Source organism: Vibrio sp. sp1 (genome assembly GCF_016920955.1).
GTDB classification, from domain to species: Bacteria; Pseudomonadota; Gammaproteobacteria; order Enterobacterales; family Vibrionaceae; genus Vibrio; species Vibrio alginolyticus.
In genome coordinates this window covers 1,131,679-1,155,003 of sequence record NZ_CP060590.1, presented here as the reverse complement: position 1 = coordinate 1,155,003, position 23,325 = coordinate 1,131,679, and the positions used below count along the sequence as shown (strand labels likewise).

At 41.2% G+C, this 23,325-nt stretch carries 20 protein-coding genes; 3 read left to right on the top strand and 17 right to left on the bottom strand.

Annotation, left to right across the window (positions count from 1 at the left end):
• Positions 1–2: 2 nt before the first annotated feature.
• The 15 genes from tssG to tagH are packed head-to-tail and all read right to left on the bottom strand — an operon-like array spanning position 3 to position 18,100.
• Positions 3–968 (bottom strand): type VI secretion system baseplate subunit TssG, encoded by a 966-nt coding sequence (gene tssG, locus H9L11_RS20575; RefSeq protein WP_005375963.1) that lies wholly within the window; start codon positions 966–968, stop codon positions 3–5.
• Positions 965–2,788, bottom strand: a complete 1,824-nt coding sequence (gene tssF / locus H9L11_RS20570) for a type VI secretion system baseplate subunit TssF (RefSeq protein ID WP_017820213.1) — start codon at positions 2,786–2,788, stop codon at positions 965–967. Before tssF ends, tssG begins: the two co-directional genes overlap by 4 nt.
• Positions 2,785–3,249: a type VI secretion system baseplate subunit TssE gene (gene tssE / locus H9L11_RS20565; RefSeq protein WP_017635621.1), complete on the bottom strand. Its 465-nt coding sequence runs from the start codon at positions 3,247–3,249 to the stop codon at positions 2,785–2,787. Before tssE ends, tssF begins: the two co-directional genes overlap by 4 nt.
• A 7-nt stretch (positions 3,250–3,256) precedes the next feature.
• The gene (locus H9L11_RS20560; RefSeq protein ID WP_005375952.1) at positions 3,257–4,051 is read right to left on the bottom strand and encodes a type VI secretion system accessory protein TagJ; all 795 of its coding nucleotides are present in this window, start codon (positions 4,049–4,051) and stop codon (positions 3,257–3,259) included.
• Positions 4,052–4,061: 10 nt separating this feature from the next.
• Positions 4,062–5,573, bottom strand: coding sequence for a type VI secretion system contractile sheath large subunit (gene tssC / locus H9L11_RS20555; protein ID WP_033907015.1), 1,512 nt, complete (start codon positions 5,571–5,573; stop codon positions 4,062–4,064).
• A 52-nt stretch (positions 5,574–5,625) separates the two neighbouring features.
• Positions 5,626–7,119, bottom strand: coding sequence for a type VI secretion system contractile sheath large subunit (tssC, locus tag H9L11_RS20550; protein ID WP_005375950.1), 1,494 nt, complete (start codon positions 7,117–7,119; stop codon positions 5,626–5,628).
• Positions 7,119–7,649 (bottom strand): type VI secretion system contractile sheath small subunit, encoded by a 531-nt coding sequence (gene tssB, locus H9L11_RS20545; protein ID WP_005387524.1) that lies wholly within the window; start codon positions 7,647–7,649, stop codon positions 7,119–7,121. The genes tssC (H9L11_RS20550) and tssB overlap by 1 nt, the downstream gene beginning before the upstream one ends.
• Before the next feature lie 15 nt (positions 7,650–7,664).
• Positions 7,665–8,780: a type VI secretion system protein TssA gene (gene tssA, locus H9L11_RS20540; RefSeq protein ID WP_205391151.1), complete on the bottom strand. Its 1,116-nt coding sequence runs from the start codon at positions 8,778–8,780 to the stop codon at positions 7,665–7,667.
• The gene (locus tag H9L11_RS20535) at positions 8,773–9,567 is read right to left on the bottom strand and encodes a protein phosphatase 2C domain-containing protein (RefSeq protein ID WP_033907014.1); all 795 of its coding nucleotides are present in this window, start codon (positions 9,565–9,567) and stop codon (positions 8,773–8,775) included. The genes tssA and H9L11_RS20535 overlap by 8 nt, the downstream gene beginning before the upstream one ends.
• 9 nt (positions 9,568–9,576) lie before the next feature.
• On the bottom strand, positions 9,577–10,272 hold the full coding sequence (gene tagF / locus H9L11_RS20530; RefSeq protein WP_033907013.1) for a type VI secretion system-associated protein TagF: 696 nt from the start codon (positions 10,270–10,272) through the stop codon (positions 9,577–9,579).
• A complete protein-coding gene (gene tssM, locus H9L11_RS20525) occupies positions 10,254–13,772 on the bottom strand; it encodes a type VI secretion system membrane subunit TssM (protein WP_033907012.1) in 3,519 nt (1,172 codons plus the stop codon). Before tssM ends, tagF begins: the two co-directional genes overlap by 19 nt.
• A 16-nt stretch (positions 13,773–13,788) precedes the next feature.
• Positions 13,789–15,081, bottom strand: coding sequence for a type VI secretion system protein TssL, long form (gene tssL / locus H9L11_RS20520; RefSeq protein WP_033907010.1), 1,293 nt, complete (start codon positions 15,079–15,081; stop codon positions 13,789–13,791).
• A gap of 11 nt (positions 15,082–15,092) precedes the next feature.
• The gene (gene tssK / locus H9L11_RS20515) at positions 15,093–16,382 is read right to left on the bottom strand and encodes a type VI secretion system baseplate subunit TssK (RefSeq protein ID WP_033907007.1); all 1,290 of its coding nucleotides are present in this window, start codon (positions 16,380–16,382) and stop codon (positions 15,093–15,095) included.
• Positions 16,383–16,439: 57 nt separating this feature from the next.
• Complete coding sequence (gene tssJ / locus H9L11_RS20510; protein ID WP_033907006.1) at positions 16,440–16,895, bottom strand: type VI secretion system lipoprotein TssJ; 456 nt, start codon at positions 16,893–16,895, stop codon at positions 16,440–16,442.
• An 11-nt stretch (positions 16,896–16,906) separates the two neighbouring features.
• The gene (gene tagH, locus H9L11_RS20505; RefSeq protein WP_005375931.1) at positions 16,907–18,100 is read right to left on the bottom strand and encodes a type VI secretion system-associated FHA domain protein TagH; all 1,194 of its coding nucleotides are present in this window, start codon (positions 18,098–18,100) and stop codon (positions 16,907–16,909) included.
• A 312-nt stretch (positions 18,101–18,412) separates the two neighbouring features.
• Between tagH and H9L11_RS20500 the strand changes: the two genes are divergently transcribed.
• The 3 genes from H9L11_RS20500 to H9L11_RS20490 all read left to right on the top strand — a co-directional run bounded on the left by H9L11_RS20500 (position 18,413) and on the right by H9L11_RS20490 (position 21,571).
• On the top strand, positions 18,413–20,563 hold the full coding sequence (locus H9L11_RS20500; protein ID WP_033907005.1) for a serine/threonine-protein kinase: 2,151 nt from the start codon (positions 18,413–18,415) through the stop codon (positions 20,561–20,563).
• A 446-nt stretch (positions 20,564–21,009) separates the two neighbouring features.
• Positions 21,010–21,345 (top strand): Hpt domain-containing protein, encoded by a 336-nt coding sequence (locus H9L11_RS20495; RefSeq protein ID WP_031781126.1) that lies wholly within the window; start codon positions 21,010–21,012, stop codon positions 21,343–21,345.
• Between the two features lie 34 nt (positions 21,346–21,379).
• Positions 21,380–21,571: a hypothetical protein gene (locus tag H9L11_RS20490; RefSeq protein ID WP_025767706.1), complete on the top strand. Its 192-nt coding sequence runs from the start codon at positions 21,380–21,382 to the stop codon at positions 21,569–21,571.
• Positions 21,572–21,641: 70 nt separating this feature from the next.
• Here the strand turns inward: H9L11_RS20490 and H9L11_RS20485 are convergent, their stop codons facing one another.
• A complete protein-coding gene (locus H9L11_RS20485; RefSeq protein ID WP_230856642.1) occupies positions 21,642–22,019 on the bottom strand; it encodes an ATP-binding protein in 378 nt (125 codons plus the stop codon).
• Between the two features lie 64 nt (positions 22,020–22,083).
• Complete coding sequence (locus tag H9L11_RS20480; protein WP_064376518.1) at positions 22,084–23,313, bottom strand: SpoIIE family protein phosphatase; 1,230 nt, start codon at positions 23,311–23,313, stop codon at positions 22,084–22,086.
• Positions 23,314–23,325: the final 12 nt, after the last annotated feature.

Below are 23,325 nucleotides of genomic sequence, written 5' to 3'. Positions count from 1 at the left end.
CTTTAAATAGTAATTGTTATAGTTCGATCTTTTGTACGTTCGTGTTTTTTAAGCACAGAACCAATACCTAACTGCCCCTGCTGTTTCGATAAACAAGCTTGTGGTAGCAAACTATGTTTGGTGGTGAGCTGCCACTTCAGTTGTTTATGTTTTCCAATCAACTCATAAGCAGCGTTCTTAATGATTGCTATATTGGGTTGGTTAGGAAGCAATTTACTAACTAGCTGTTTATCTTTTGGCAGAAATTCTATTGTTGTCCCCGCGTTGATGTTCCATGCTTTCGAACCCAAAGACGCTCCTAAACCAAGTTGAGCAAACTGCCCTTCAGGCATAGTTCGGGATGCAAGGCGTGTTTGCTCTTCTTTCGTAAGGTGTAACCATTGTCCTTGAAATTCATGAACTTTTACTTGGCATCCAGATAAACATTCAAGAATACTTTTCAGTCCACCTTTACTTCTCACTGGTGAAGCAAACACACCACCATAGTGCCGGGACAGTGAACTCCCTTTCCCAGTTAATGCCGATTTACAACTTTCTAACGGCGAACGCGCGCCCTGCGCATGCGCACGAGACTGAACAGTCAGCTGACTCAGTTGCCAACATCGATAATAAAGAGATAATAAGCGATGATTGAAAATATCGTAGAAGTCCACCATAGCCGTATCGCCTTCTTTTTGGCGATGTAAAGCTAATTCACTATAGTGCTGGGGAAGCACACCTTGCTCACCCGTTAGGCCTATTAAATTGGTCTCAATCTCTAACTTGCTGTCATCTATATTTTTCAGTTCACAAAGCTGAGCATTTTCAAAACCTAATGATGGATTAACCTTTAAGTTTAGCTTTTCATGCTTCGGTAACGCATCTGTTCCTATTTGCGCCTCTGCTTGCAGAACTTCGTGTTCAATAAGATGAATCGCTTCAAACAATGGATGTTGCTTTAATTCTCGATAAAATTGTTCCGCGCTCATAGCAACACCTTATCGCCAGTTAATGCGGGCCATAGGTGGAAAGACTTTCCCGTGGACTTAATTCTTATTTCTAACTGCGTAAAAATGTTAATTTCAGCATATTGCGAGAAGTAAACAGATAAAACACTACCTAAGAGAAAGATCTGCTCTTTAGGTAAAATTTGATCAGAAACCGTCAAAATAATTTTTATACCGTGCGCAAATCCAACTTTGCCTTTCTGACTAATTCTTCCTGTAGTAGGCTCAAACTCTAACTTAGTTAAAGCATCGATTACCGCTTTCGTTTCTGCTGTCCCAGAAAATGCATAGAGATTAAGGGTCTGCTTCAAAGTTGCTAAACCATCTTCCTCGGTAAAATGGTTTAAAGTTAAAAGCTTAGTTAACTGCCATCGTGTGCTTTCATCCATTTCTGGCCGAATAGTTTCTGATAAAGAAACTAAACAACGAACAGATTCGAAATTGTCATTTACCTCCGGTAAAGATACTTGCGGCAGCCCACCTCCAAATGGAAGTTTCTGCGCTAAGTTGCGGTTACAGCACTCAGCTTCCACGTACATTAACCAGTTTTCCCGGCTATCCGGGCTGAACAATTGATGTTTTTTATCAACAAAAGAAATGTAAGTTTCTCTACCTGGCTCATCATACCCACCAGCCCAGTTCTTATCCTCACGTCTCATCAACCAATAAATCTCACTAGTGTTTGTATAATGCGTGTGCTCACCAGCGTGATAACATGGCAAATTGTGGTACGTTTTGTTCCAGTTTCTCAACGTTACGTCAGAAATTGAGACAACCTCATTACTTTCAGATTCTTGGTATTGCGGAGACAAGTGGTAATCGTATTCAGTTGGTAGAATACGCTTAGGCTCCATAATACTTTTAAATAAGTTGATTACAGGCACACAACCTACCATTAAGCTTTCTTCGTCCACTTGCTTTGGAAGCCAGTCATCGTTGGTATCAAAGTAAAAATACAGTTCGACTTGCTCTCCAAGATCTAGCTCAGATAATCCAAGTTCGGTGATATCAAAGAACATAAACTTCTCAGGAAAGTGCAAATACTCAACAAGTAATCTTGCTCCTGAAAAGCTTCTTTTACTGTATGGCACAACTTTCTCATCTTCTGAAAATCCTACTTCAGAAAGATGTCTTTTGGTTAAAGGACGAACTTCTTTGCCATCCACAACAACAGATAAACCAATTAGGTTTTGAAACAGCATTTGGTAGAGCTTAAAAGTCAATTGAGATTGACCGTTTAAATAGAAGCGCAGCCGTTCTATCCCCATTTCACCAAGAGGAGTCTCTTCATCTTGAGCCGTGAGCTGTACTTTCAAAACTGAATGAGCATTGCTTTCCCATCGTGAGCCAACTGGCTTGAAAGGCGCATTTTTAAAAACGCCAGAGGTCACATCAACAGGATACATTCTGACCGGATAACAAGTTCTAAACTCGCATTCATGATATCCAGTAGCACCGATAACAACTCGCTCGCCTTCTTCTACATCAAAATAAGAGGAAGTGGAGTTAGAACAGCTCATTTTAATGACTGACATTGACGGGATTGGGGCGTGAAAATCCGGATATAACTGTCCCATCAAAGACTCTGTAAACTGAGGGTAACTATTGTCTAAGCTTTGTCTAATCCTTGCTGTTAGAAATGCGCAGCCTTCTAACAATCTTTCTACGTGTGGATCGTCAACCTGTTCCTCACTAATACGAAGTCTCGCGGCAATCTTGGGATACTGCTCACCAAACTCTTGCCCTTTGTGACGCAAATAAGCTAACTCGCGATTATAGTACTTGAGAAACTCTTCACTCATTTTGCTCTACTCAGTTTCATACCTAAATTTACCGGCTCTACTTCAGAATTGAATCGCACTTCATGAATACTGTTATCAATTAAGCAAGTGGCATTTATCTGTAACCTCAATACCCTATCAATAGCGTTTTTCTCGTCCGAAATCTGGACATGAGGGTTCCTTAACCTCGGCTCAAACTCTTTAATTGCATCATGAACGATGTCGCAAAGCTGATTCTGCCCTTCTTGGCTGCTATAGGGCATTGAGGAAAAATCTGGCAGCCCATAGTTCAATATTGAATAACGAACCTCTAGAAGATCATCAGGAATATTTTTCCATCCAATACGACTATTCAGCATCGACTCTAGATCTCTAAGTAAGCTGCTCAACATCTGTTGCTGGCTTGCAGGGAAGTCTTTCTCATCTCGAGTGAGAGGATCACTATCTATCAATTTGTCGAGCAGAGAAACGGTTAACGACATGATATTTCTACGCTATTTGTTTCTGTTCTAATAATGTAGTCAAATCACAGATTGGAAGCGCTGAGTCACCGACTAACCAACATTTTTGACCCAAGCCAACAAAAGATTCTTGCTCACCAATCTGCTTCCAATCCGTTTCTCGACCTAACTTTTGCGCATCGGTCTCTGAGTCAACATATGTCAACGGCATATGGCCTTCGCCTTCACCAAGTCCATCGATATCAAACTCGACAGGTCGCCAAATACTCTCTAACAAAGAAGTAGGTGCTTTAACTTCTAGCGTATGGATGCTCGATATGGGTACAAGAAAATAGTTACCTGCTGTAGAAAACAGTTCAATGTAACCACCTAAACGATCATCAATATCTCTAGCATCTTCGTAGTTTGTGCCGTTTACGTTAAACCCTTTAATAGTACGATGCTCTTCAATGCGATGCGATAGACGTGACGCTTCTTCGTACTCTTGATTTCCGAGAGCAAGATTAAATCGAACAAGCTCTTTAGTTAATTCCTCATCACCTATTACTTTGGCACTAGCCGCACCATTGATAAAATCCTTTCTAGCTTGAGCTGCTTTCACTAAATGTCGTAGCTGACTTGCACCAGGCAGATACTCAGGAAACAATTTAATCGATTGCATGAGCTGAGCGTCCGCACGCTCGAAGTCCCCATCAATGCAAAGAAGCTCAATGAAGGAACTTCTCAAGCTCGCATCTTTAGGTGTTGCTTTAATTTCATCAGTTAACTGCTCTAGAGCGTGTTGCAATAGGCCTTGGGACAAAGCATTTTTCCATTGAGTCATTGTTATTTCCTTACACCATGTGCTCTGGTGATAATTCGGTAATTAATTTAATGCTAGATACCATTTGATCGAGTTGAAAATGCGGTCGCAAATGGATAACTGAGTAATAATGTCCAGGAGTTTCTCTTTTCTCTCGAACTGTAATTTTTGCTTCATTTAGGGGGTATTTAGCTCGAAGCTCATCAGACGCTTCATCTGATGCGGTAGTGTACTGATGTAACCAGCGTTGAAAGTCACGCTCTAGGCTTTCTGCGTCTTGATACCCACCAATTTTGTCACGCCCCATAACCTTGAGATAATGTGCGACTCGCGATACACACAATGTGTATTGCAACATCGATGTCAGTTTTGCATTCGTTGAAATATGCTTTTCTGCGTATTGTTTGGGCTTGTAGAGAGATACATTCGAGGTCATCCCTACCATATCAGTCTCAGGTATTGGAGAAATAGAAATAAAACCGCACTCAGACAATTCTTGTTCTTTTCTCTCAGAGATTTTCAAGTTTAACGGACATCTTTCACGATCATTCTTGCCGTTAACACGCATCTTGCTCCTTGTAGGAGCGACGATAATGCCCTGACTGTAATCGCCTTGTTTAATCCCTCGCATATGCGTGAACCAACCATGTTCCTGAAATGCTCTAATTGATACGGCAGCAAAACAGTACGCACTACTCCCCCATAGCAAATCTCGGTTGGAGTCGTAGATGTGTTCTTGAAAATTGAATTTATCATTCCGCGAGCCATCACTTTTGTATGGCTGACGGAACAAGACGTTAGGTGCAGTCAAACCAATAAATTTAGCGTCATCGTTGTCTCTCAAACTACGCCACTTTGCATAATCTTCCTGTTCAAATTGGGCCGCTATATCTCTTATCGCAGAGAGTTGAGCGAAACTATCAACACCAAACATCTCTGGCGATGCAGACATGATAAATGGGCTGAATGCTGCAGCTGCAGACTGAGAGATCTTACTCAACACAGACAGATCTCTATCAAAATAATTTTTACTAGGATCACAGCGAAGCTGATAATCTCCAACCACCACACCAAAGGGTTCTCCCCCTGCCATGCCATATTCATTTTGATAGAGCAACTTAAATAGTGCTGATTGGTCAAACTCGATGGCTTTTAAAGCATCTTTACTGATTTCATTCCATGTCGCCGTTAAAACCTTAACTTTTACAGAATCCGATGAACGAGAATCAACCTGTTCACATAAATACCTAACTCCAACCCACCCCCTTTCGAGCTGTTGAAACTCAGGATGATGTAATATTTCATTTAGTTGAGATTCTAATAGCTCATCAATGCGGTTAATTGTGTTCATCACACTATGACGAAAGCTGTCCAAATCTCTTGAACGTGTACCTTCTATCCAAATTCGCGCTGACGCTACAAGATCAGAAGATTCATTGAATCGAGTCAACCACGGGCTATCAAGTTCAGCATAGCCTCCGGTACTGAACTCATGTTTTAGCTTGCTAGGGTCGCGAAAGTTAAGTGACACTGCTAATTCCATCTAGAACATAAAGATTGGTCATGGCTGGCCTTTCGACCAGCCAATTCATTTCTTATCCACCTGACTGAGGGATCTTTGCCACAAGTCGCAAAGATGTGGTCAGTTCTTCCATTTGTAACCAAGGCTTCAGCCATGCTACGGCATTGTAAGAACCAGGTGCGCCAGGAATTTCCTTAACCTGAACACGAGCGTCTGCTAGAGGGTATTTCGCTCTGATCTCTTGACCACCGCCTTCAGAAGCATTGACGTAACCTAGGATCCAGCGGTTCAGCCAAGACTCAACGTCTTCTGCTTCCATAAAGCTACCAATTTTATCTCGAGCCATTACTTTCAAATAATGCGCAAAACGAGATGTTGCCATCATATAAGGTAGGCGGGCAGAAATGGCCGCATTGGCCGTTGCTTCAGGGGATTCATGGTTCGCTGGTTTTTGACAGGTTTGCGCACCAAAGAACACTGCATAGTTGGTGTTTTTGTAGTGACAAAGTGGTAAGAAACCAAGCTTACCAAGCTCCGCCTCACGTCTGTCGGTAATACCAATCTCTGTTGGGCACTTCATATCAGGGTCGCCATCATCACTCATGAAGAAATGCGTTGGCAAGTTATCCACTCGACCGCCGCCTTCTGCACCACGGATGGCAGTACAAAATCCATATTTTGAAAATGCGTCGGTTAACTTAACACCAAGAACATACGAAGAGTTCATCCAACAGTAGTCGTTATGTTCAGCGTTAACAGCAATACCTGAAACAGGATCTACTTCGAACTCTTCAAACCCAAACTCTTCGACTGGAGCGGTAGCTTGTCCGTATGGCAAACGAGCAAGGACTTTTGGCATCGTCAGACTAACGAAGCGCGAATCGGCACTCTCGCGGAACGAACGCCATTGGGCGTATTCTAGTGATTCAAATACCTTATCTAGGTCGCGTGGTTTTGACAACTCAGTCCACTCATCAAAGCCGAATAGTGCTGGTGAAGCTGCGGACAAGAATGGAGAGAAGCCAGAAGCCGCTACATTTGACATTAGGCGTAACGACTCAATATCTTCTGGGTGGTTGGTAAACTCATAGTCTCCAATCAATGCACCATACGGTTCACCACCAGCACTACCAAACTCAGACTCGTAAACCTTTTTAAAGATCTGGCTTTGATCAAACTCAACAGCTTTGCTCAAGTCTTTATGTAGCTCTTTCTTGGTCATGCTCATCATGCGAACTTTCAAAGTAGAGCTGGTCTCTGAATTCATCACTAGATAATTTAAGCCGCGCCAAGAACCTTCGAGTTTCTGTAATTCTGGGTGATGCATTACTTCAGACAACTGATCAGAAATCTGCCTATCGAGCAAATTAATCGCTTCACGAAAAGTTACTGTTAGGTTTTTGTTCCAAGTAACTGTCCCTTTCATTGCTTCTTCAGCGAGCGTTTTAATCAGCTCCTCAGCACGAGAAGCTTCGGTCTGCTTAGTCGCACCAATAGCTTGATCTAAGAATGAAGTTGTCTGTTCATTAACTGTTGGATCTAACTGTTTTTCAGCTTCAGTCGTCATTATTCCGCTCCTTCAGTACTGTCTGACTTCGCTTTCTTGTCAAGATCTAACTCGCCTGCAAGTCTTGCCAGATTGTCCGTATTGTTCAAAACATCCTCTAGGATATTTTCAAGCTCTTCTGAGCGGTCAACTTTTGTCATCAAATCACGCAGTTTATTACGCGTTTCCATCAATTGGCGTAGTGGATCAACTTGATTTACGATCGCAGCAGGCTCAAAGTCTTGCATTGATTTAAAGTTTAAATCGACCTCAAACTGTGAATCGTCATTCGCAAGCTTATTCGCAACTTTAAACTTCACCGATGGATTCATTTTTTTGAGTACATCGTCAAAGTTATCTCGATCGATCTGAATAAAACGGCGGTCTTTTAATGGCTTCAACGCTTCTGTGTTTTGACCAGCGAAATCACCCATTACACCTACAACAAAAGGCAGTTCTTTCTTAAGAGTTGTACCTTCAGTTTCAACATCATAGGTAATGTGGACACGAGGCTTCCGTACTCGTGATAGTTTCGAGTGGATACTCGTCATACCATTCTCCCTTTATTAATTTTCATTTTGTTCTGCTATGCCAACCAAACGGAAGTAGCTTTTCTTTGCATCCCCGTCGGAGATAAGTTCCGCCAGTAACTCCGGCAGAGGCATCCCACACCAACGAATGATCTGTTCGATGGAGTAAGAAACTGGTGAGTGAGGTTCACTCTCTCGGAAGAAATCAGCTACTTGCTGCAATTGTCTAATTGCCTGCTCTCGTGATTTCATGTTTGTCGCTAATAATGCATCACAACTTTGTGAACTTAACGGTTGTTCAGAAGAAGATTCATCAAGATCCTCTAGCTCTTCAAACACCGCTTGTGGTTGATTAAAACGATCTCCAAGAAGGCGCTTTAATGCCGAGTGTATTGATTCAAGTCTTTTTGATATATAAGAACTAGGAGTCACATCACCGACCGCTTCATCTAATCGCTGACTGAATTCATTAAATGATTCCTTAGCGAACTCCAAATCCGTGATTAATTCTCGATAAAACGTATCAGAAGTCGACTTAACCGTAGTTGTAATTTCAGATAGCTCAACAGCCCCAAGCTCGACTCGATTTCGGCGCTTATCTTCGTCTAAGCGCTCAAGCTCTATAGCTTGCTGATATTCCCAATAGGCATAAGCTTGCTCCACGCCTAAGTCAGTCAATGGTATACAAGCAATTGGAAAAATAAGTGTTCCTTCACTATCGATACCATTGAGGCCAATAATCGCCGATATTCTTGTCTCAATACCATCTTCATCAGGCATTGGGTACAGATCATCCCAAAAGTTCTCAATTAAACTGGTTGCGAGTTTGTAGCCAACGCCCATACCACGAAAACCATACAATCGAGTTAGGGCTTCTATAAGCCAGGCAACAAATTCCAAATCTTTAGACTGATTCGTGAGTATTTCTGGGACATCTTCAATAAATACTCGCCATAAATTACTGTGGGTATAGATACTTTCTTCTTCTATAAGAGCATTACGTTCAGCGTTGCGGGCGGCCATACGCTGATCTTTCAACCGATAGTAAGCAGACTGTGGTGATACATCCTCTCTAGGATCAACACCTGTAGGATTTTCTTGAGATATAGGGGCCAACGCTTGTTCATACCAATCAAACATTTCATTACTCATAAGCTCTCCCTCTTAGAAAGACAGGTATTGTCGCGTCTTCTCTAGTTACTGTTTCGCACTCCGTTTGCGCTTGGCGAACTTTGATCAAAGCACAAGTTACGTTATCACTTGCGCCCCGAACCAAAGCCGAATGCATGAGCGCTAATCCAGCTTGGTTGACTGAGTCTGCATACAATGTCCGATGAATTTCCTCACTCGTAAGTTCCTTAGAGAGTCCATCGCTACAGAGTAGAAACTGATCGCCGTCAGCCAACTGCCCTGAAACTTGATCAATAGTGACACTTTCGTCGACCCCAACAGCTCTGGTAATAACATTTGCAAGAGGGTGAGATTCGGCATCTTCAAATGCCAATAAGCCCTGATCCACTAAGTCCATGACTTGACTATGATCACGTGTTTTTTGGACAAAATTACCACTTCTAAGCTGGTAAATTCGGCTATCACCCACCCAAAGACAGTGGTAATACCCATCCTGAATAAACAACAAAACAAGTGTTGTTCCCATCGTTTTACCGTCTAAGTGATTTTGTGCGTATTGGTAAATTTCTAAGTTCGCTTCTTGAACCACTCTTCGGATATCATCGATATTAGTATTGGAGACATCCTGCATGTGGCGCGCGACTCTATCCACTAGCATCTGGCTTGCTATATCGCCAGCACTGTGTCCACCCATTCCATCAGCAACCACCCAAATATGCTGCTCTGTCATATCCAACAGAGCATCCTCGTTATAAGGGCGTACTTTTCCTGCGTGCGATTTAGCAAAGGTAAAATAGTTCCAATTCATTCTTCTATCCTACCAATTCCACTTTTTCCAGCCGCCATCAAGCATGGCTGAAAACTGACCAATTGAAGGAAATCCACTCGTAATGAACATGCATGGTTCAACCTTCGTTGAACCTTCAGTCCACCAAAAACATGGTTTACTCAATTTCTCTTTAATGAGGAAATTCAAAAGAGTGTTTTGATCAGTATTGCCGTGATCATGAAAAACTGTAGATATTTGGCTTTGATAAAGAAACTCCAGAGGCCTCACTTCACTTGTCACATTCGCAACGAGGTCATTTTTTTCTTGAGTACTCTTATGCCAAACATCAAAGACAAAGTCGTCCTCAAGTACTGAAAGAGCAAGAGCGGCACTGTCCTCGGTCCAAGCTCTGTCACCCCAATATTGCGCAGCTTCACCTTTTACGGCACGAGCTATAGTAAAGAAAAAGTATCTACCGCATGCATCAACACTAGGAATCATGCTACCAATGTAGGTTGAGTCTTCTAAATAGCTAATATCCAAAGCAAAGTGCCACACAGGAGCCGTTAAAAAGTGCTCATTCCAGCTTTCGCCCAGTTGTTCCCTGCTGACTGCAATAACCGCCTGTTGCCAATCATGCCAACGCTCCGAGAAATCTTGTGATAAACCATCTTTCACAAAGTCCCCTTTTGCAGGCATTTTACCGATATAGCCCCAGCCTGATGTTATAAGGTTCGTGGACATCTGAACCTCTCCATTTCATTTGACCAAAACGGATTAATGGCACTAGAAGGAATAAGCTCTAGTTGCACCTTGTTTCCCTTTAAATCAATCATAACTATATTGTCTTTACGCGATTCTGGCCTTGCTTTAAGTGATTGATCCAAAAGCTTGAATATGCCCCACTCACCTTCATAGGTATGCGCAATTTCGCGTTTAGATTCAGGTGGTGTGAACACAATTCGAGTCTGATCTTGACCGGCAGGCCAACTCAACGATTTAGCTCTTGCTGGTCCATGCTTATAAACCAAATCTTGTCCACCCAACTCTAAGACAAATCGAGTAATGTGCTGGTCTAGATAAACAGGCTTCATACCAAACTCTACGCGTAATGAATTATCAGATTCAAAGAAAGACTGCCTGATACGTTGCGCTCTTTGAAAGACCATTAGTGTTTCTGGACGAACTCCAATTTCCTTTTCTAATCGCCAACGACTTTTCGAAGTATCCACAAACGGTTCGAGGTATTCTTGGAAGAATGCGTCAAGCGTGCCCCCATAACCAAAGAATCGCTTAAAGTCTTTCAATCTGACTTCTCTGCTCGCATTGGGCTCGAATGGATATCTGCCAGCAATAGTCCGCTGATAAGGGCGCACCACTTGTGTTACCCAAAGTTGATTTAGATGATCCTTCGAACCGCTCTCCGCAAACTTGACCGACTCTTGAGAAAGCTCACCTAGCCATTGATTAAATGGTCTCGGCAAAAGTTCTTTAGCACGAGCAAAGGAAGCTGCGACATCTTGTGTAACGGTTCCATCTAAAATACTTTTGTAGGCAATTTTCTGATTGTTACCAGAGCTTGATAAGTCACTTAAATACGAACGCAAGTTAATCATTGCTTGTTGAATATCATCAAAGTCTTGCTCACCAAGGCGTAAAATCTCTGAGAAATGTGATTCGACTTCTTTACCTGGCAGAGCAACATTGAAACCGTTTTCTTCAGGTAAATACATGTCTAGTCTATCTGCCGTATTTGAAAACTTAACTTTGGCAACTTTACCAGCAACTTCAGAAGCGGCTTTTTGATTTTCTGACAATGATACTTTTGATAGAGCAACCTCTTTTTGGATTGCTCTCAACAAAGATTCGATTGGTCTTTCAACTCCAGATAAAACCCTCGCTTGCTCTGTCGCAAGTTCTAGGCTCGGAGCCTGCTTCAATTGAATATCTTCGATCAACGTTTTCCATTCATTAACATAATCTTGATAGTATCGAGACTGAACGCCTTGGATGGCACTATCTTGATCAATTTCATGAGCCTTAAGATCGTCACCATAAACCCAGTTCTCTTCCATTAGGCTTTTTACTGTACGGTTGATCTGAATCTGAAAAATGCTATGAAAACCATTGTACGTGTAGAAACCCGAAATGCCTTGTGATAGCGGTTTTCCACTAGCTCGCTCGAACTGCTCAAGCCCTTTAGGTCCCAATACATCAGTCAAGCGAAATGAAGGTACATGACTCTTAGAAAATTGTATTTTCATTCGCTGATAAGCACGTTCAGGTAGAGACATTTGAGTCAACACTTCTCGAGCACTCGTCACGGCAGCAGTGTTGTAAGTAAAGCCTTGTCCATCGTTGCCTAATAAATATTGAGTGTGCTGTAGCAAGCGTCTTCTTAAGTCTGCGTTTAGCTCACCCGGATATTGACGTTCGAAATAAAAGTTAAACCAAGCCAACACTTCATCTTGTTGATATTTGTCTGGATTGAATAACATCAAATACGTTTTTAACGTTTCGTACAAATACTCACGATGCTGTTGATTGCTCTCCATTTCTGACACCAGGCTATCAAGAAGCAAAGGGGCGAAATATTGGGTCAAAGCATCAGAATATGCATTGTTTGCCGCCTGAGATACTTTGTCTCCTTGATAGAGACCAAACCTCTTTACAGAGTCGGCATCACCGTAGTTGCTTTGCTTTCCGAGAGGAAGCGTCATCAACCTATCTAATGTTTCTACAGCTGAAACAATATCCGCTTCAAAATCTAAACTTTGAGCGCCAATCAGTGCATCAATATGGCTCGCTTGTTCATTGGTATCGACAATTAACTGTGAGTTCCACTTATAACTCATAAACCAAAGCGCAGAAGCTCCTAGCAGTAGCGTTGTACATCCAATGTAAACACCTCGACGCATCCAACCTGACTGCTTTTGATAGTGACGATTAACTGTTCCTAACAGTTGCTCTTTGAAAATAACCTTGTCAAAAAGATTCTTTACGAAATAACTATGAGAACCAGTCTGACTCTTTGCTAGAGCTAAACGATTTAACCCAAGTCCATTGGTTGATTCATTCATCAGCTTATCGACTGGTAAGCCTTCTTGAACCGAACTCAACATAAACACACCACGAATCAAGGCAGGCTCTTCAAAACTGTTTTGTGCAAAAATTTCAGCTAAAAACTCGTCAAGATTAGCTTGTAGCACTCTTAATTGCTTTGGAAATTCAAAGATAAGCGCGCGTTTATCTAAATCGTCCTCAGTTTCAAGTATTCTAAGCATACGGGCATCAAGGCGCTCCAACATGCCATGAAATTCTTTGTTGAATAGAGAAATAACGCCTCTTTCATCATCCACTTCACGAGGGAACATGAAACCAAATAAATCATCTCGTTCTTCCTTACTTAAATCGGCAAAGAATTCATTGAAACCGGCAACTAAATCCATTTTGGTGAGCAATACGTAAATCGGAAACTGCATGCCTAACTGGTTTTTCAGTTCTTGAAGTCTCGACTTAATTGCTCGAGCATGAAGACTTCGCTCGGTTCGAGTCTGAGACATCACGCTGGCTAAACTTATCGTAACAATCGCACCATTAATTGGTCTTTGCGTTCTATACTTTTTCAACAATCCTAAGAAACCATGCCACGCTTTAGAGTCGACCTTTTCTTGACTGTCTTGTGTCGTATACCGGCCAGCCGTATCTATAAGAACTGCTTTATTTGCAAACCACCAATCACAGTGGCGAGTGCCACCTACACCGGCAATAGAGTCAGAGCCAAGGCTGTCTCCTAATGGAAACTCTAACCCCGACTGCTTTAATACGGTTGTTTTCCCCGTTCCAGGAGGGCCAATCAACACATACCACGGTAAGTCATACAAGCTTCTCTTGCCTTTGTGTGTTTTCGTCACTACTTTGACAGCTTGCTCAATACGCTCGCGCATTAAGTCAATTTCACTTGCTGCTTCTTTATCTGATTGGCTATCAACCTCAAGCAACGTTTGAATACTTTCGTCTTCTTTCACCTTTTGCTTATGCTGCTTGGTAACGTTAAATATCGCCCAAAGCAACACCAACACTAGAATAGTGACTAGCCGTTGAAAGTCACTCTTTAGGGGCTCATATCCCGCTATCGCAATAAGTGGACCAACAACCCAAATGAAAATAGAACAAGCAGCGACACCGATAAGACCGAGAAACCATCTTTGAGTAAATATTCTGCCAATTTCTTTAATACGCATCTCTATCTACCTATTATTAATTCGCGACAAGAAGGTCGATTTCAATCCGGCGGTTAATAGCTCGGTTTTCATCACTACTGTTTTCAACTAATGGTCTTGCATCCCCCAATCCCTCGGGTATCACTCGCCCTTCTAATGCACTATTCGAGATCAGTTGTTCAGACATAGCAGTGGCTCGAGCTAATGATAGGTGCCAGTTCGAGGGATATTTACTCGTGAAAATAGGCCTATCGTCGGTGTGACCAGTAACAATGATCTTGCCTTGGGTCGACTCCAATGTTCTCGCAAGCTTAGAAATAACGGGTTGGATGTAAGCGACAACATCAGCACTACCTGATTCAAATAGATCTTGAGACTTTAACGAAATTCTTACCCTGTCTTGCAGCGGCTCAACATTGATTAGCCCCTTACCGATCTCAGTTGCTAGATACATTGAAATCTTTTCTGCAATTGGCGCTGATTTTGATTCTGACGTTGCATCTTGGTTAAGTTGTTGCGGTTGAATCAAATTGACTAATTGAGAAAAGGTGCGATTGGATGCCTTATTTAGCTCATAGCTAAAATACATATATATGCAGACCAATAATGCCGCCGTTACAGAACATACAACCCAAAGAGGGGCTCTATCAGAAGCCTTTGAGCCATTCAAAATGTGTTGGTCGATACTATTACTTAGCTCCTGAGGGACTCCTCTCCCATAAGACTTAAGAGTAGCAATAACCTGTCTTCTCAATTTCCGGTGCGATTCCAGTCCATTTTTTTCTAAACGGTATTGACCCAGAAACCCGAGAGATAAGCACACATACATTAGTTCAAGCAAATCTAAGTTCGCATCTGGTTTCGCCATGCACTTATCAAGATGCTTAAAAAACGCTTCCCCACCTTGACTGCTGGCATAGAAGGAGCTAAGTAATGAATCGTGACTCCAGAATGAATGCCCACCCCAATTGGTGTTAAGGACAACTTCATCTAGTGAACAGCATAAACAATAACGAGCTGTATCAATGGTATCCAAATCAACGTCATGCTGACGTAATCGGTTCTCATAATCTCTAAGCTTTTGTGCCAATGTCTCTTTTAGAAACAACGGATCGGAATGAGTCGCTGTCGACCGAATTTGACCGATAATAGATAACAGGCCATTCGCCTCTGCTAGTAGAGAGTTATTCCCATAAGCGACCACTGAATCATTGTTCACCAATTCAGGGCTTTTTGAGATAACTACGGTATTATCCACAGACTTTTCTGATTGTGGTTTCGATGCGGGAGCTCTTCCACCCGGTGTTGGTTTTACTATCGTTTGTTCCATACAGAGCGCGCCTATTTATTAATACTCCAAAGCTCAAGTTCAGCATTCGGAAAATGCCCTGATAGGTGAAGCGCAATACCGCCACTATCTTTTAGCCTCATCCAAAATGGCCCTTTCTTGACAACTTCGAAATAGACATAACCCGTTTGGTAAGGAATCTGTCTCGGGACGACACTCAGCGGCACTACGTTTATACCGTTGATCTGATTATTAATTAGATCGCGAATCTGTTCTGCGGGGCCAAACTTGAGTTGCGCTGGGACCAGGCGTCTTATTTCATCTGTTGTGGTATCTGCTTTAATTGCTAGCACAAATTGGCATGACTCAAGCAAGCGTTTATCTGGAAGTGGCGTCACTTGAATACCGTACTGGCGAGGCTCCAACGGAAGTTTGGTCGCAGTTTGGTCAAGAACAACACTGAGGTACTGACTGAGTATCTGATTCAACTCGCTATAGACACTTGATACATCTAAGTGATCATACGCAAGCAAACTTGGGACTCTTTTAGTTTTATTAGAAAAAGTGGCTAACTCACCAATGTAACCTTTAAGTGTCGTCGCTAATTCCAGTGGATGTAACCTATCTAACTCACTGAAATGCTTTAACTTCGCCTCATATCGGTTCAGCATTTGGAGCATGATGAAATCAACAGCAGAAGCCGATGCAGATTTACCCTTAATCAAGCGCTGTGCAATAACGTCAGCACGCATCTTTGTCATCGCGATAACGTTACGTAGATAAGCTGACATAACTTTGTCGCTAAGGAGATTGATAAGCGGAGGAACGTACTCATCGTCTAGTATAACTTCCCCTTCAGGAGTTACCTCTTTGATCCTTAAGATAGGTAACTCCACATAACCCGCTAATTTGTCATTACTCGCTTTCAACTCTAGATTAAGGGCTGCAACTTGGATGGTTTCCTCATCTTGTCCTGTAAGGTTATCTATCACGGCGATATCTTGAAGTACATAACGAGAGACGATCGATTCGCTTACATCCGAAACGTTTTTACCTGTAACACTTGAAAGAGGGAGAGTTATTTTTACTAACGTATTTTCAGTGTTTTTATCAATAAGTAGAGGCGAAACTGAATCGTTGGATATTAACGTATTAACCAACGTCATATCTGGCAAAACAGCTTCAAGATGCTCAAGTTCAATAAGACCATCTTTTAGCGCGTGTTTTTTTACTCGACATTTCCAAACTCCCCAATTGTAAGCCCCACCTAACTGATGTAAGCCCTTGAATTCTTGAGAGGTTGCGCGTTCTTGTTGTTGGAAGTGCTGGGGACGTAAAAACATTCCTTCGCACCAAGCCGTCTTGGAGTATTGCGTCATTTATAATTAGCCAACTAAACGTTATTTAACGACCAAAGACAGATCTTCTAACAATACTTGATATGTGTTGTAACCGGTCTTATCCACTTTAATGACTTGTCGCCAATTTGAGTTTTCAATATCTCGAAACGCTACGACAATGCCTAAATATTCTGTCTTTGGAGACATACTTGCTTGATATGTTTCTTTCTGACCTGGAGTTAATGAAATTTCATATTTATTCACTAAATCAGGTCCTAAGACTTTTTCACTTTCTTCATAAATAGAAAAAAAGTCCTGGCTTTCGAAAATGGTATTTGACGTTAATTCAAATACATACACCACTACAGGAGAAGGCCTGCCGTTTGAATCAGGATTAATGTTATGACTTGCTGCTATTTCTAAATCTGAGTATGGATCAACAACTAGGTTCGCTGCTGAGCACCCAAATAAAGCCATTGAAATTAATAACAAAATATATTGGTAAAACTTTTTCATCACCCTAATTCCTAGCCTTTGTTTTTTAATGCTAATTCATAGTGCTTAGCGAAGTCTTCTAAATAGAACGGAGACTCTTTATTGATAATATCATCGGATAACTTTTCATGAATATCCTCAAACCTCTTCCAACTTTGAGCATATTTTCTAGCTGGAATAACCTTATTAATAACCGTGTCTTTCGCTAAAGCATCTGAGTATATAGAAGTAGGTTCAACAAGTGACATAACACTCGAAACCGTACCTTCAACACCTTTCATTAAGGCTTGCTCATGACTTTCGATGTCATTAAATGCTTCTTTAATGGCTGCATTTGGCTTTAAGAAGCTAGCGGTTTGACGGTTATATAAGTTATGAATCGCATCTTCTAAGTTTGCAGAAAACTTTAAAGGGTTATTTTCTGACTTACGAAATGCGGTATGACTAAGTCGATTTGTTTGTTTAAACACTGCTCTGTTATGCAGTGTTTCCATTAAACCAACTAGCATCAAAGAAAATGACTCCCCCAGTTGTTCGAACCATTCCTCTCGGTTATCGCTGGGAATCATCATTGGATCTATACCCACCCCTCTAACAAAAGCCGCAAGTTCACCCCCATTGGTATCAAAGTTGGGAGTCGATAGGTGTTCTGATTGTCGGTTAACTTTCGGTAAAGTTTCAGATACGGTGCTCTGTTTTTCGGGCTTTGGGATATCAATAAAATCATCGACTAAACCAATATCTAGCTGAAAGTCAGAAGGAACACTTTCGTTTAAGAGTTCACTAGCACTAAGGCCTAGGTCAACAAATTCTGCTTCCGATGGACTTGAGACTACTTCAGGGGGTGCGCTAGAAAGACTTTTACTTGTCTCAAGACTGAATACATCTGTATCTGTTTGAATAGAAACTGAAATTTGATAATCCCCTAAGCTAACCATATCGTCATCGCTTAGTGCTATTTCATTTCCTTGACCCACAGGAGTTACAGCATTATTTACAAAAGTACCATTAGTTGAGAGGTCTTTTATCAAGTATTTGTCACCAAACTTAATCAGTTCTCCGTGGGTTCCGGATACCACTCTTTCAGGATCTGGTAGTGTCCAATCACATTGTTCAGACCTACCAAATGTAACCTTGGCATGTTCATCACTTGATTCAAACACGAACTCACTCTCAATCTCTGGAGTAAATTTGTGAAAACTTGTTATGGTTAAAACCAACTTCATGTAAACCTCGCCAAAGACCTGCTAGATATTATTTTTAATTTTATTATTAACTGCTTTCTTATTAACAGTAAGATTAATAAAAACCTTAATACTGCCATTGAAAATCATGCACGGAATAATGAATCATTTTTTTATCAAAGCAATCACGTATTGTTCAACAATTTTAATTATCCAACCAAGTTCAAATTTTTTACACTTAGACTTTCATCAATAAAAAAACGAATGTTAGTTTGGCCGAGAAATTCTAACATAATGACTTTTCATTGAGCAGAAAGGTATATATTCCCCCATCATTTATACGGAGTTCTTGTGATGGAAGACAGTAATAAAAACAATTCTATAAATAACGAAGAAAGCGGAGATAAAACTAAAATTGTAAAGACTCAAAAACGAGACAATGCAATTAAATCAACCAAACTCACTAATAATGAAACCTCCGTTAAAAATAAAAATGAAACAAATACAAAACTGTCTCAAAAAGAAAACACTCCGTTAGTTAATAAGAAAAAAAACAATAAAGATGACTCATTAAATAATAACAAAGATGTTATTAACGAAAGCTTAATAGGAACGACCGTTAAAAATCGGTATGAAATTGAGTCGGTTATTGGGCATGGTGGGCTTTGCGATGTTTACTTAGCTAAAGATAAGATTCTTGAATCTTCAGGTTCAGAAACACCCTACGTTGCGTTAAAAATATTACAGAAAGAGTTTGCTTCTCAACCAGAGACTGCACGCATGTTAATACGTGAAGCTCAACAAACTCAAAGGTTAAGCCACCCTAATATCATTAGGGTTTTTGATTTTGGTGTTGATGGCGAAATATACTTTTTAGTTATGGAGTATATTAACGGAGAAACATTAGAGAGTTTAATACAGCGTTCTAGGCCCCATGGGCTGAAGTTTAATGCAACTTTATCAATCCTAAATCAGGTACTCGATGCACTCTCATATGCTCACTCTCTTGGTGTAGTGCACGCCGACCTAAAGCCCGCTAATGTGATTTTAACGTCTGAGGGTAACGTTAAGTTGCTTGATTTTGGTGTATCTAAAACTCATCAATTAAAGCAGGATCAATATGCGGCTAAACGTAAATCCGAAAATGTTGAAACGCTTGGTTATACTCCCAACTATGCATCACTCAACCTGTTATCCGGTAAGGAACCGAACTTAAGCGACGATATGTTTGCTCTATTTTGTATTGCTTACGAGCTATTGAGTTGCAAACACCCTTACGCAAGAACTCCAGTTAATGAAGCTCTCAAAAAGAAGATCAAGGTCTCTAAACCAACTAACATGCCTGCATCTAAGTGGCCAATATTTTCAAGCGTATTTTCAACTGGCATCATTCCGAACGAGCTGACCCCTGAGCAGTTGAAACGCAAATTGAATATGCGCTATTGGCCTATCGCTAGCGGCGCGGCAGCGAGTATATTATTAGTTAGCGGCATTGTATTTGGTTATCAGCAGCAACAAGAAACCATCGCCAATTTGGAAACCGTTATTAGCAAGCAAAATGATCAAATTGCCGGACAAGAGTGGCAGCTTGATACGCCAGCAGAAAAAAGTTTGGCACTGATTGATAGTGAAAAAAGCTTACATCCAGTCGTTAAGGCTGGCTTATTACGCTTACACAAGACCTATATTCTCAGCGAGTTTGAATCTGAAATTGATCAGGTTTTGAATTCTGATGCCAACAACTACCCGAATTATGATGAAATTGAGTCCATACTTGATAAAGCAAAAACCTACTACCCTGACTCACATAAAATAGAAGTTCTTGCCTTAGATATTCAGTCAAGCAAGCACTCCACGTTACTTTCGATAGCAAGGCAAATCAACAGTCAACTTGAAAAGTCTCGGTACAGTAAAGAAGACGGCAGTAAATCCATCTATGAGCTCAAGGATGAGTTAAATCAGATTCATCAAGGTTATCCTTTCACGCCAAGTTCGTTATCTAGCGATGTTTTCGGTCAGCACCTCACTGAAGCACTCAAAAAGAAAGACGCAGCTGCACTTGTTGCTCTTATTAAGGTTGGGAACACCTTCTTTTCAAACGTAGAAGAGCATCAAGAGAACTTACAGATAAGTAATGCGATGAAAGATGCAGTGCTGGAAATGAAATTATATGAGACAGCGCTAGATTCCAACAGCCCTCTACCGTTTCCAGAAGATGCCGCTAGAATCCTGTTCCAAGAAGAGTTTGAAAACTTTTATTCTCGCCTAGAAAAGGCAAGGACGACAACTCATCTCGATAACTTGGTGAAGGATGTGGATCTGTTCTCGAAAAACTTTCCTATTGGTTTTCAGGATGTTAACGATTTAAGATTCAAAACTGCTGATAAATACTTACGCTTCTCCGATATATTGCTTAATAAGCGAAGGACTTCAAGCGCAAGACGCGCTATGAAGAAAGCCAACGAGCTTATGAAGCAAATAGAACAGGACTCTAAGCAAAGCTAGTAATACAAAAGGGACGCGAGTCCCTTTTTTGCCGTAGATTACTTGCCAATATGCAACTAGATTGCTAATTTATACTTGTACTTAATGAGGAGAGTTAGCCTTGACTGAAGGAATAGTCAAAGTTGGCGAACGTCTGGCGTCCGTATGTAACGATAGCCTTAAACTAGGACTGCAAGACACTTACCGACTCGGCGTTTTACTTGGAAACATCCCCTTTGCTACTTGTGTTAAAAACACGCGAGTTGAAGTTTTTTCATCCCTACATTTCGACCATTGCCGTTTGGATATAAGTCAAAATATCTTTAACAATGACTTTCTTTTTGTAAGTTTATCTCAAGCGACAAGCAAACTATTTCTGCTCAAATACTGGTTATGCCATTCATACCTTCGGCTAAGCCTTCATTATCCGAAACATTCCTCTACCTCAACGTTTAATAGGGGTATACATGATTAATTTTGATGTTCTCAATACATACATGGATAACGACGTAGATCTGATCGTCACTGTTTTTTCTACATACCTTGAAGATCACACGAATGATATAGAGCGTATAGATGAGCTATATGCAAGCAAATGTTGGTCAGAACTCTATCTATTAGCTCATAGTTTAAAGGGCATTTTAGAGAGTTTCGGAGAAGACACCGCGGTCATTGCGTTTCAAAGAATAGAAGAAAAAACCAGAAACGATACAGCGCCAGATAGCTCAGATATAGCTATAGTTACTAAAGAGCTAGCTGCAATTAATCAACAAATCTTCACTTACTTGAAGAATATGCAATAAAGAAATTCAAGGCTTAACTGGGGGAAATATGGCAATGAATAATAGCAATTTCAGGGAGTTGATTGAGTCTCTCAAAGACTTAACACCAACTCAAAAAAGGTACTTACTTAGCCGTACAAAGATGGCGCTAGATGATGAAAGTAATATGTTAAACATCAGTGATATTCTAACACCAGAAGAGTTGGAGGCGTTACTATCACCGGCACCAACAACGAATACAAAATAACAATGATATACAACGCAACCGTCAGATTAACGCTAGGGACCAAGTGAAGCAAATCGACTTTGCTTGGTTGTTAGTTTCTCTCCCTATTCCTTTTCACTACAACAAACGTATTGTTTTCGAAACCTTTTTCCAATGTAAACAGGTCAGATAATTGAGCGACTAACATCAGTCCGCGACCTGAGGAGGACCAACTATCGTCATCCATTAAGTTAGGTGCCTCAATCTGTTTATTTTTATGTTGGATGAACGTCTTTTCATTGATCGGCGCTCCGCAATCAGAGACTCTCAGTTCCACGAAACCGGACACTTGGTCATCCCCAACCCTACACTCCACTTCAATTGGTAGGCCTTCTATTTCACTGTAAGAATGAATATAAGCGTTATTCATGAGTTCAACGACACAAAGCTCCAATGATTGAATTGCATTTAAGGGGATTTGATGACCCATCAAAAACCGAACAACGTCTTTGCTCGCACTTCGTGAGTGAGTAAGGGAGCTCCCGTAAGTTCGTTTAAATTCGCTCTTTGACATTCTTTTCCTTAAAATCGAGCCTCTCACCATGCCATTTTACCTGTAAAAGGCTGGCATCATCATCAAACTCATCTTCGTTATGCCAAGATTGTACTTTTTTAAAGACGTCTCCCACTTGGTCTTCAACTGTCAGCGTGCAAACAACTTTTATACTCGATGCCAATCGTTGTAGTGAAAACATCTCCTCACCCTGCCTCGCTTCAATCAAACCATCCGAATAAAGCCACAATGCATCGCCCTCATCCAGACTAATTTGGTTACCGATATATTCCATCGGCTGCATTGCACCAACGATAAAGTTATCGTCACCTATCTGTTCCATCGTTTTCGTACTCGTTCGCCAAACTAAGATCCTGGGGTGGCCAGCCGTGCAATAACTAAGTTGCCCTGATTTTGTGTTAAGAATGGCGTAAGCCATAGTAAAGTAAAGTTGACTGTTTCTAGTTTGCTGATAACGCCGATTTAGCCGTTCAATCACAGATGCAGGCTCACTTACGCAATAGCCGTCATCTCTCAACTCCATCGTGATCGAATCAGGCCCCTGACTTTGAGATAGCGTCTGTTGAATAGAAAAAGCCATCAAAGCTGAAGAAATACCATGACCAGAAACATCAAATACATAAAACGCAACATGTCGTTCATCGAGCTCCAAATACCCCAACATATCACCACCAATCTGGGAGCATGGTTTGTAGACATAGCTAAAATTTACATTCTGAATAGTTGATTCAGCAGGGAGTAGTTGCTCCATCAGATGACTAGCAGACTGTAGGTCTTGGTGAATTGTTTGATAGGCCGCATCTAGCTCTTTATTTCTCTCAACGAGTTTGTTGTGCAGTTCTAAAGTACGAAACCCCGCACGGATTCTGGCCTGAAGTTCCTCTACAGACGTCTTCTTATCTACGAAATCATCTGCGCCAGCATCAATGCCTTTCACGATCGAACTTTGGTCATTTCTAGAAGACAGTAGAACAAAGAAAATGTAACGTTCGCTAACTTTAGATTTTAATTGGCGACACAATTCAATACCATTAATTCCAGGCATCATTAAATCACTCAGCACAAACTGAATATCAGGGCGGTGGGTTAGCACCTCAAGCGCCGCTCTTCCGTCTTCAACTGCAACCACTTCATAGCCCTGCTTTTCCAATGCACTGCTGATGTAAAGCAGTACTGTTTTACTATCATCGACCAAAAGAATGGGTTTCATCTTCCTCCTTAA

What these genes read in the sequence shown, in the direction of transcription:
- tssG (WP_005375963.1), bottom strand. Translation starts at nt 968, where the DNA reads ATGAGCGCGGAACAATTTTATCGAGAATTAAAGCAACATCCATTGTTT.
- tssF (WP_017820213.1), bottom strand. Translation starts at nt 2,788, where the DNA reads ATGAGTGAAGAGTTTCTCAAGTACTATAATCGCGAGTTAGCTTATTTG.
- tssE (WP_017635621.1), bottom strand. Translation starts at nt 3,249, where the DNA reads ATGTCGTTAACCGTTTCTCTGCTCGACAAATTGATAGATAGTGATCCT.
- H9L11_RS20560 (WP_005375952.1), bottom strand. Translation starts at nt 4,051, where the DNA reads ATGACTCAATGGAAAAATGCTTTGTCCCAAGGCCTATTGCAACACGCT.
- tssC (WP_033907015.1), bottom strand. Translation starts at nt 5,573, where the DNA reads ATGGAATTAGCAGTGTCACTTAACTTTCGCGACCCTAGCAAGCTAAAA.
- tssC (WP_005375950.1), bottom strand. Translation starts at nt 7,119, where the DNA reads ATGACGACTGAAGCTGAAAAACAGTTAGATCCAACAGTTAATGAACAG.
- tssB (WP_005387524.1), bottom strand. Translation starts at nt 7,649, where the DNA reads ATGACGAGTATCCACTCGAAACTATCACGAGTACGGAAGCCTCGTGTC.
- tssA (WP_205391151.1), bottom strand. Translation starts at nt 8,780, where the DNA reads ATGAGTAATGAAATGTTTGATTGGTATGAACAAGCGTTGGCCCCTATA.
- H9L11_RS20535 (WP_033907014.1), bottom strand. Translation starts at nt 9,567, where the DNA reads ATGAATTGGAACTATTTTACCTTTGCTAAATCGCACGCAGGAAAAGTA.
- tagF (WP_033907013.1), bottom strand. Translation starts at nt 10,272, where the DNA reads ATGTCCACGAACCTTATAACATCAGGCTGGGGCTATATCGGTAAAATG.
- tssM (WP_033907012.1), bottom strand. Translation starts at nt 13,772, where the DNA reads ATGCGTATTAAAGAAATTGGCAGAATATTTACTCAAAGATGGTTTCTC.
- tssL (WP_033907010.1), bottom strand. Translation starts at nt 15,081, where the DNA reads ATGGAACAAACGATAGTAAAACCAACACCGGGTGGAAGAGCTCCCGCA.
- tssK (WP_033907007.1), bottom strand. Translation starts at nt 16,382, where the DNA reads ATGTTTTTACGTCCCCAGCACTTCCAACAACAAGAACGCGCAACCTCT.
- tssJ (WP_033907006.1), bottom strand. Translation starts at nt 16,895, where the DNA reads ATGAAAAAGTTTTACCAATATATTTTGTTATTAATTTCAATGGCTTTA.
- tagH (WP_005375931.1), bottom strand. Translation starts at nt 18,100, where the DNA reads ATGAAGTTGGTTTTAACCATAACAAGTTTTCACAAATTTACTCCAGAG.
- H9L11_RS20500 (WP_033907005.1), top strand. Translation starts at nt 18,413, where the DNA reads ATGGAAGACAGTAATAAAAACAATTCTATAAATAACGAAGAAAGCGGA.
- H9L11_RS20495 (WP_031781126.1), top strand. Translation starts at nt 21,010, where the DNA reads ATGATTAATTTTGATGTTCTCAATACATACATGGATAACGACGTAGAT.
- H9L11_RS20490 (WP_025767706.1), top strand. Translation starts at nt 21,380, where the DNA reads ATGAATAATAGCAATTTCAGGGAGTTGATTGAGTCTCTCAAAGACTTA.
- H9L11_RS20485 (WP_230856642.1), bottom strand. Translation starts at nt 22,019, where the DNA reads ATGGGTCATCAAATCCCCTTAAATGCAATTCAATCATTGGAGCTTTGT.
- H9L11_RS20480 (WP_064376518.1), bottom strand. Translation starts at nt 23,313, where the DNA reads ATGAAACCCATTCTTTTGGTCGATGATAGTAAAACAGTACTGCTTTAC.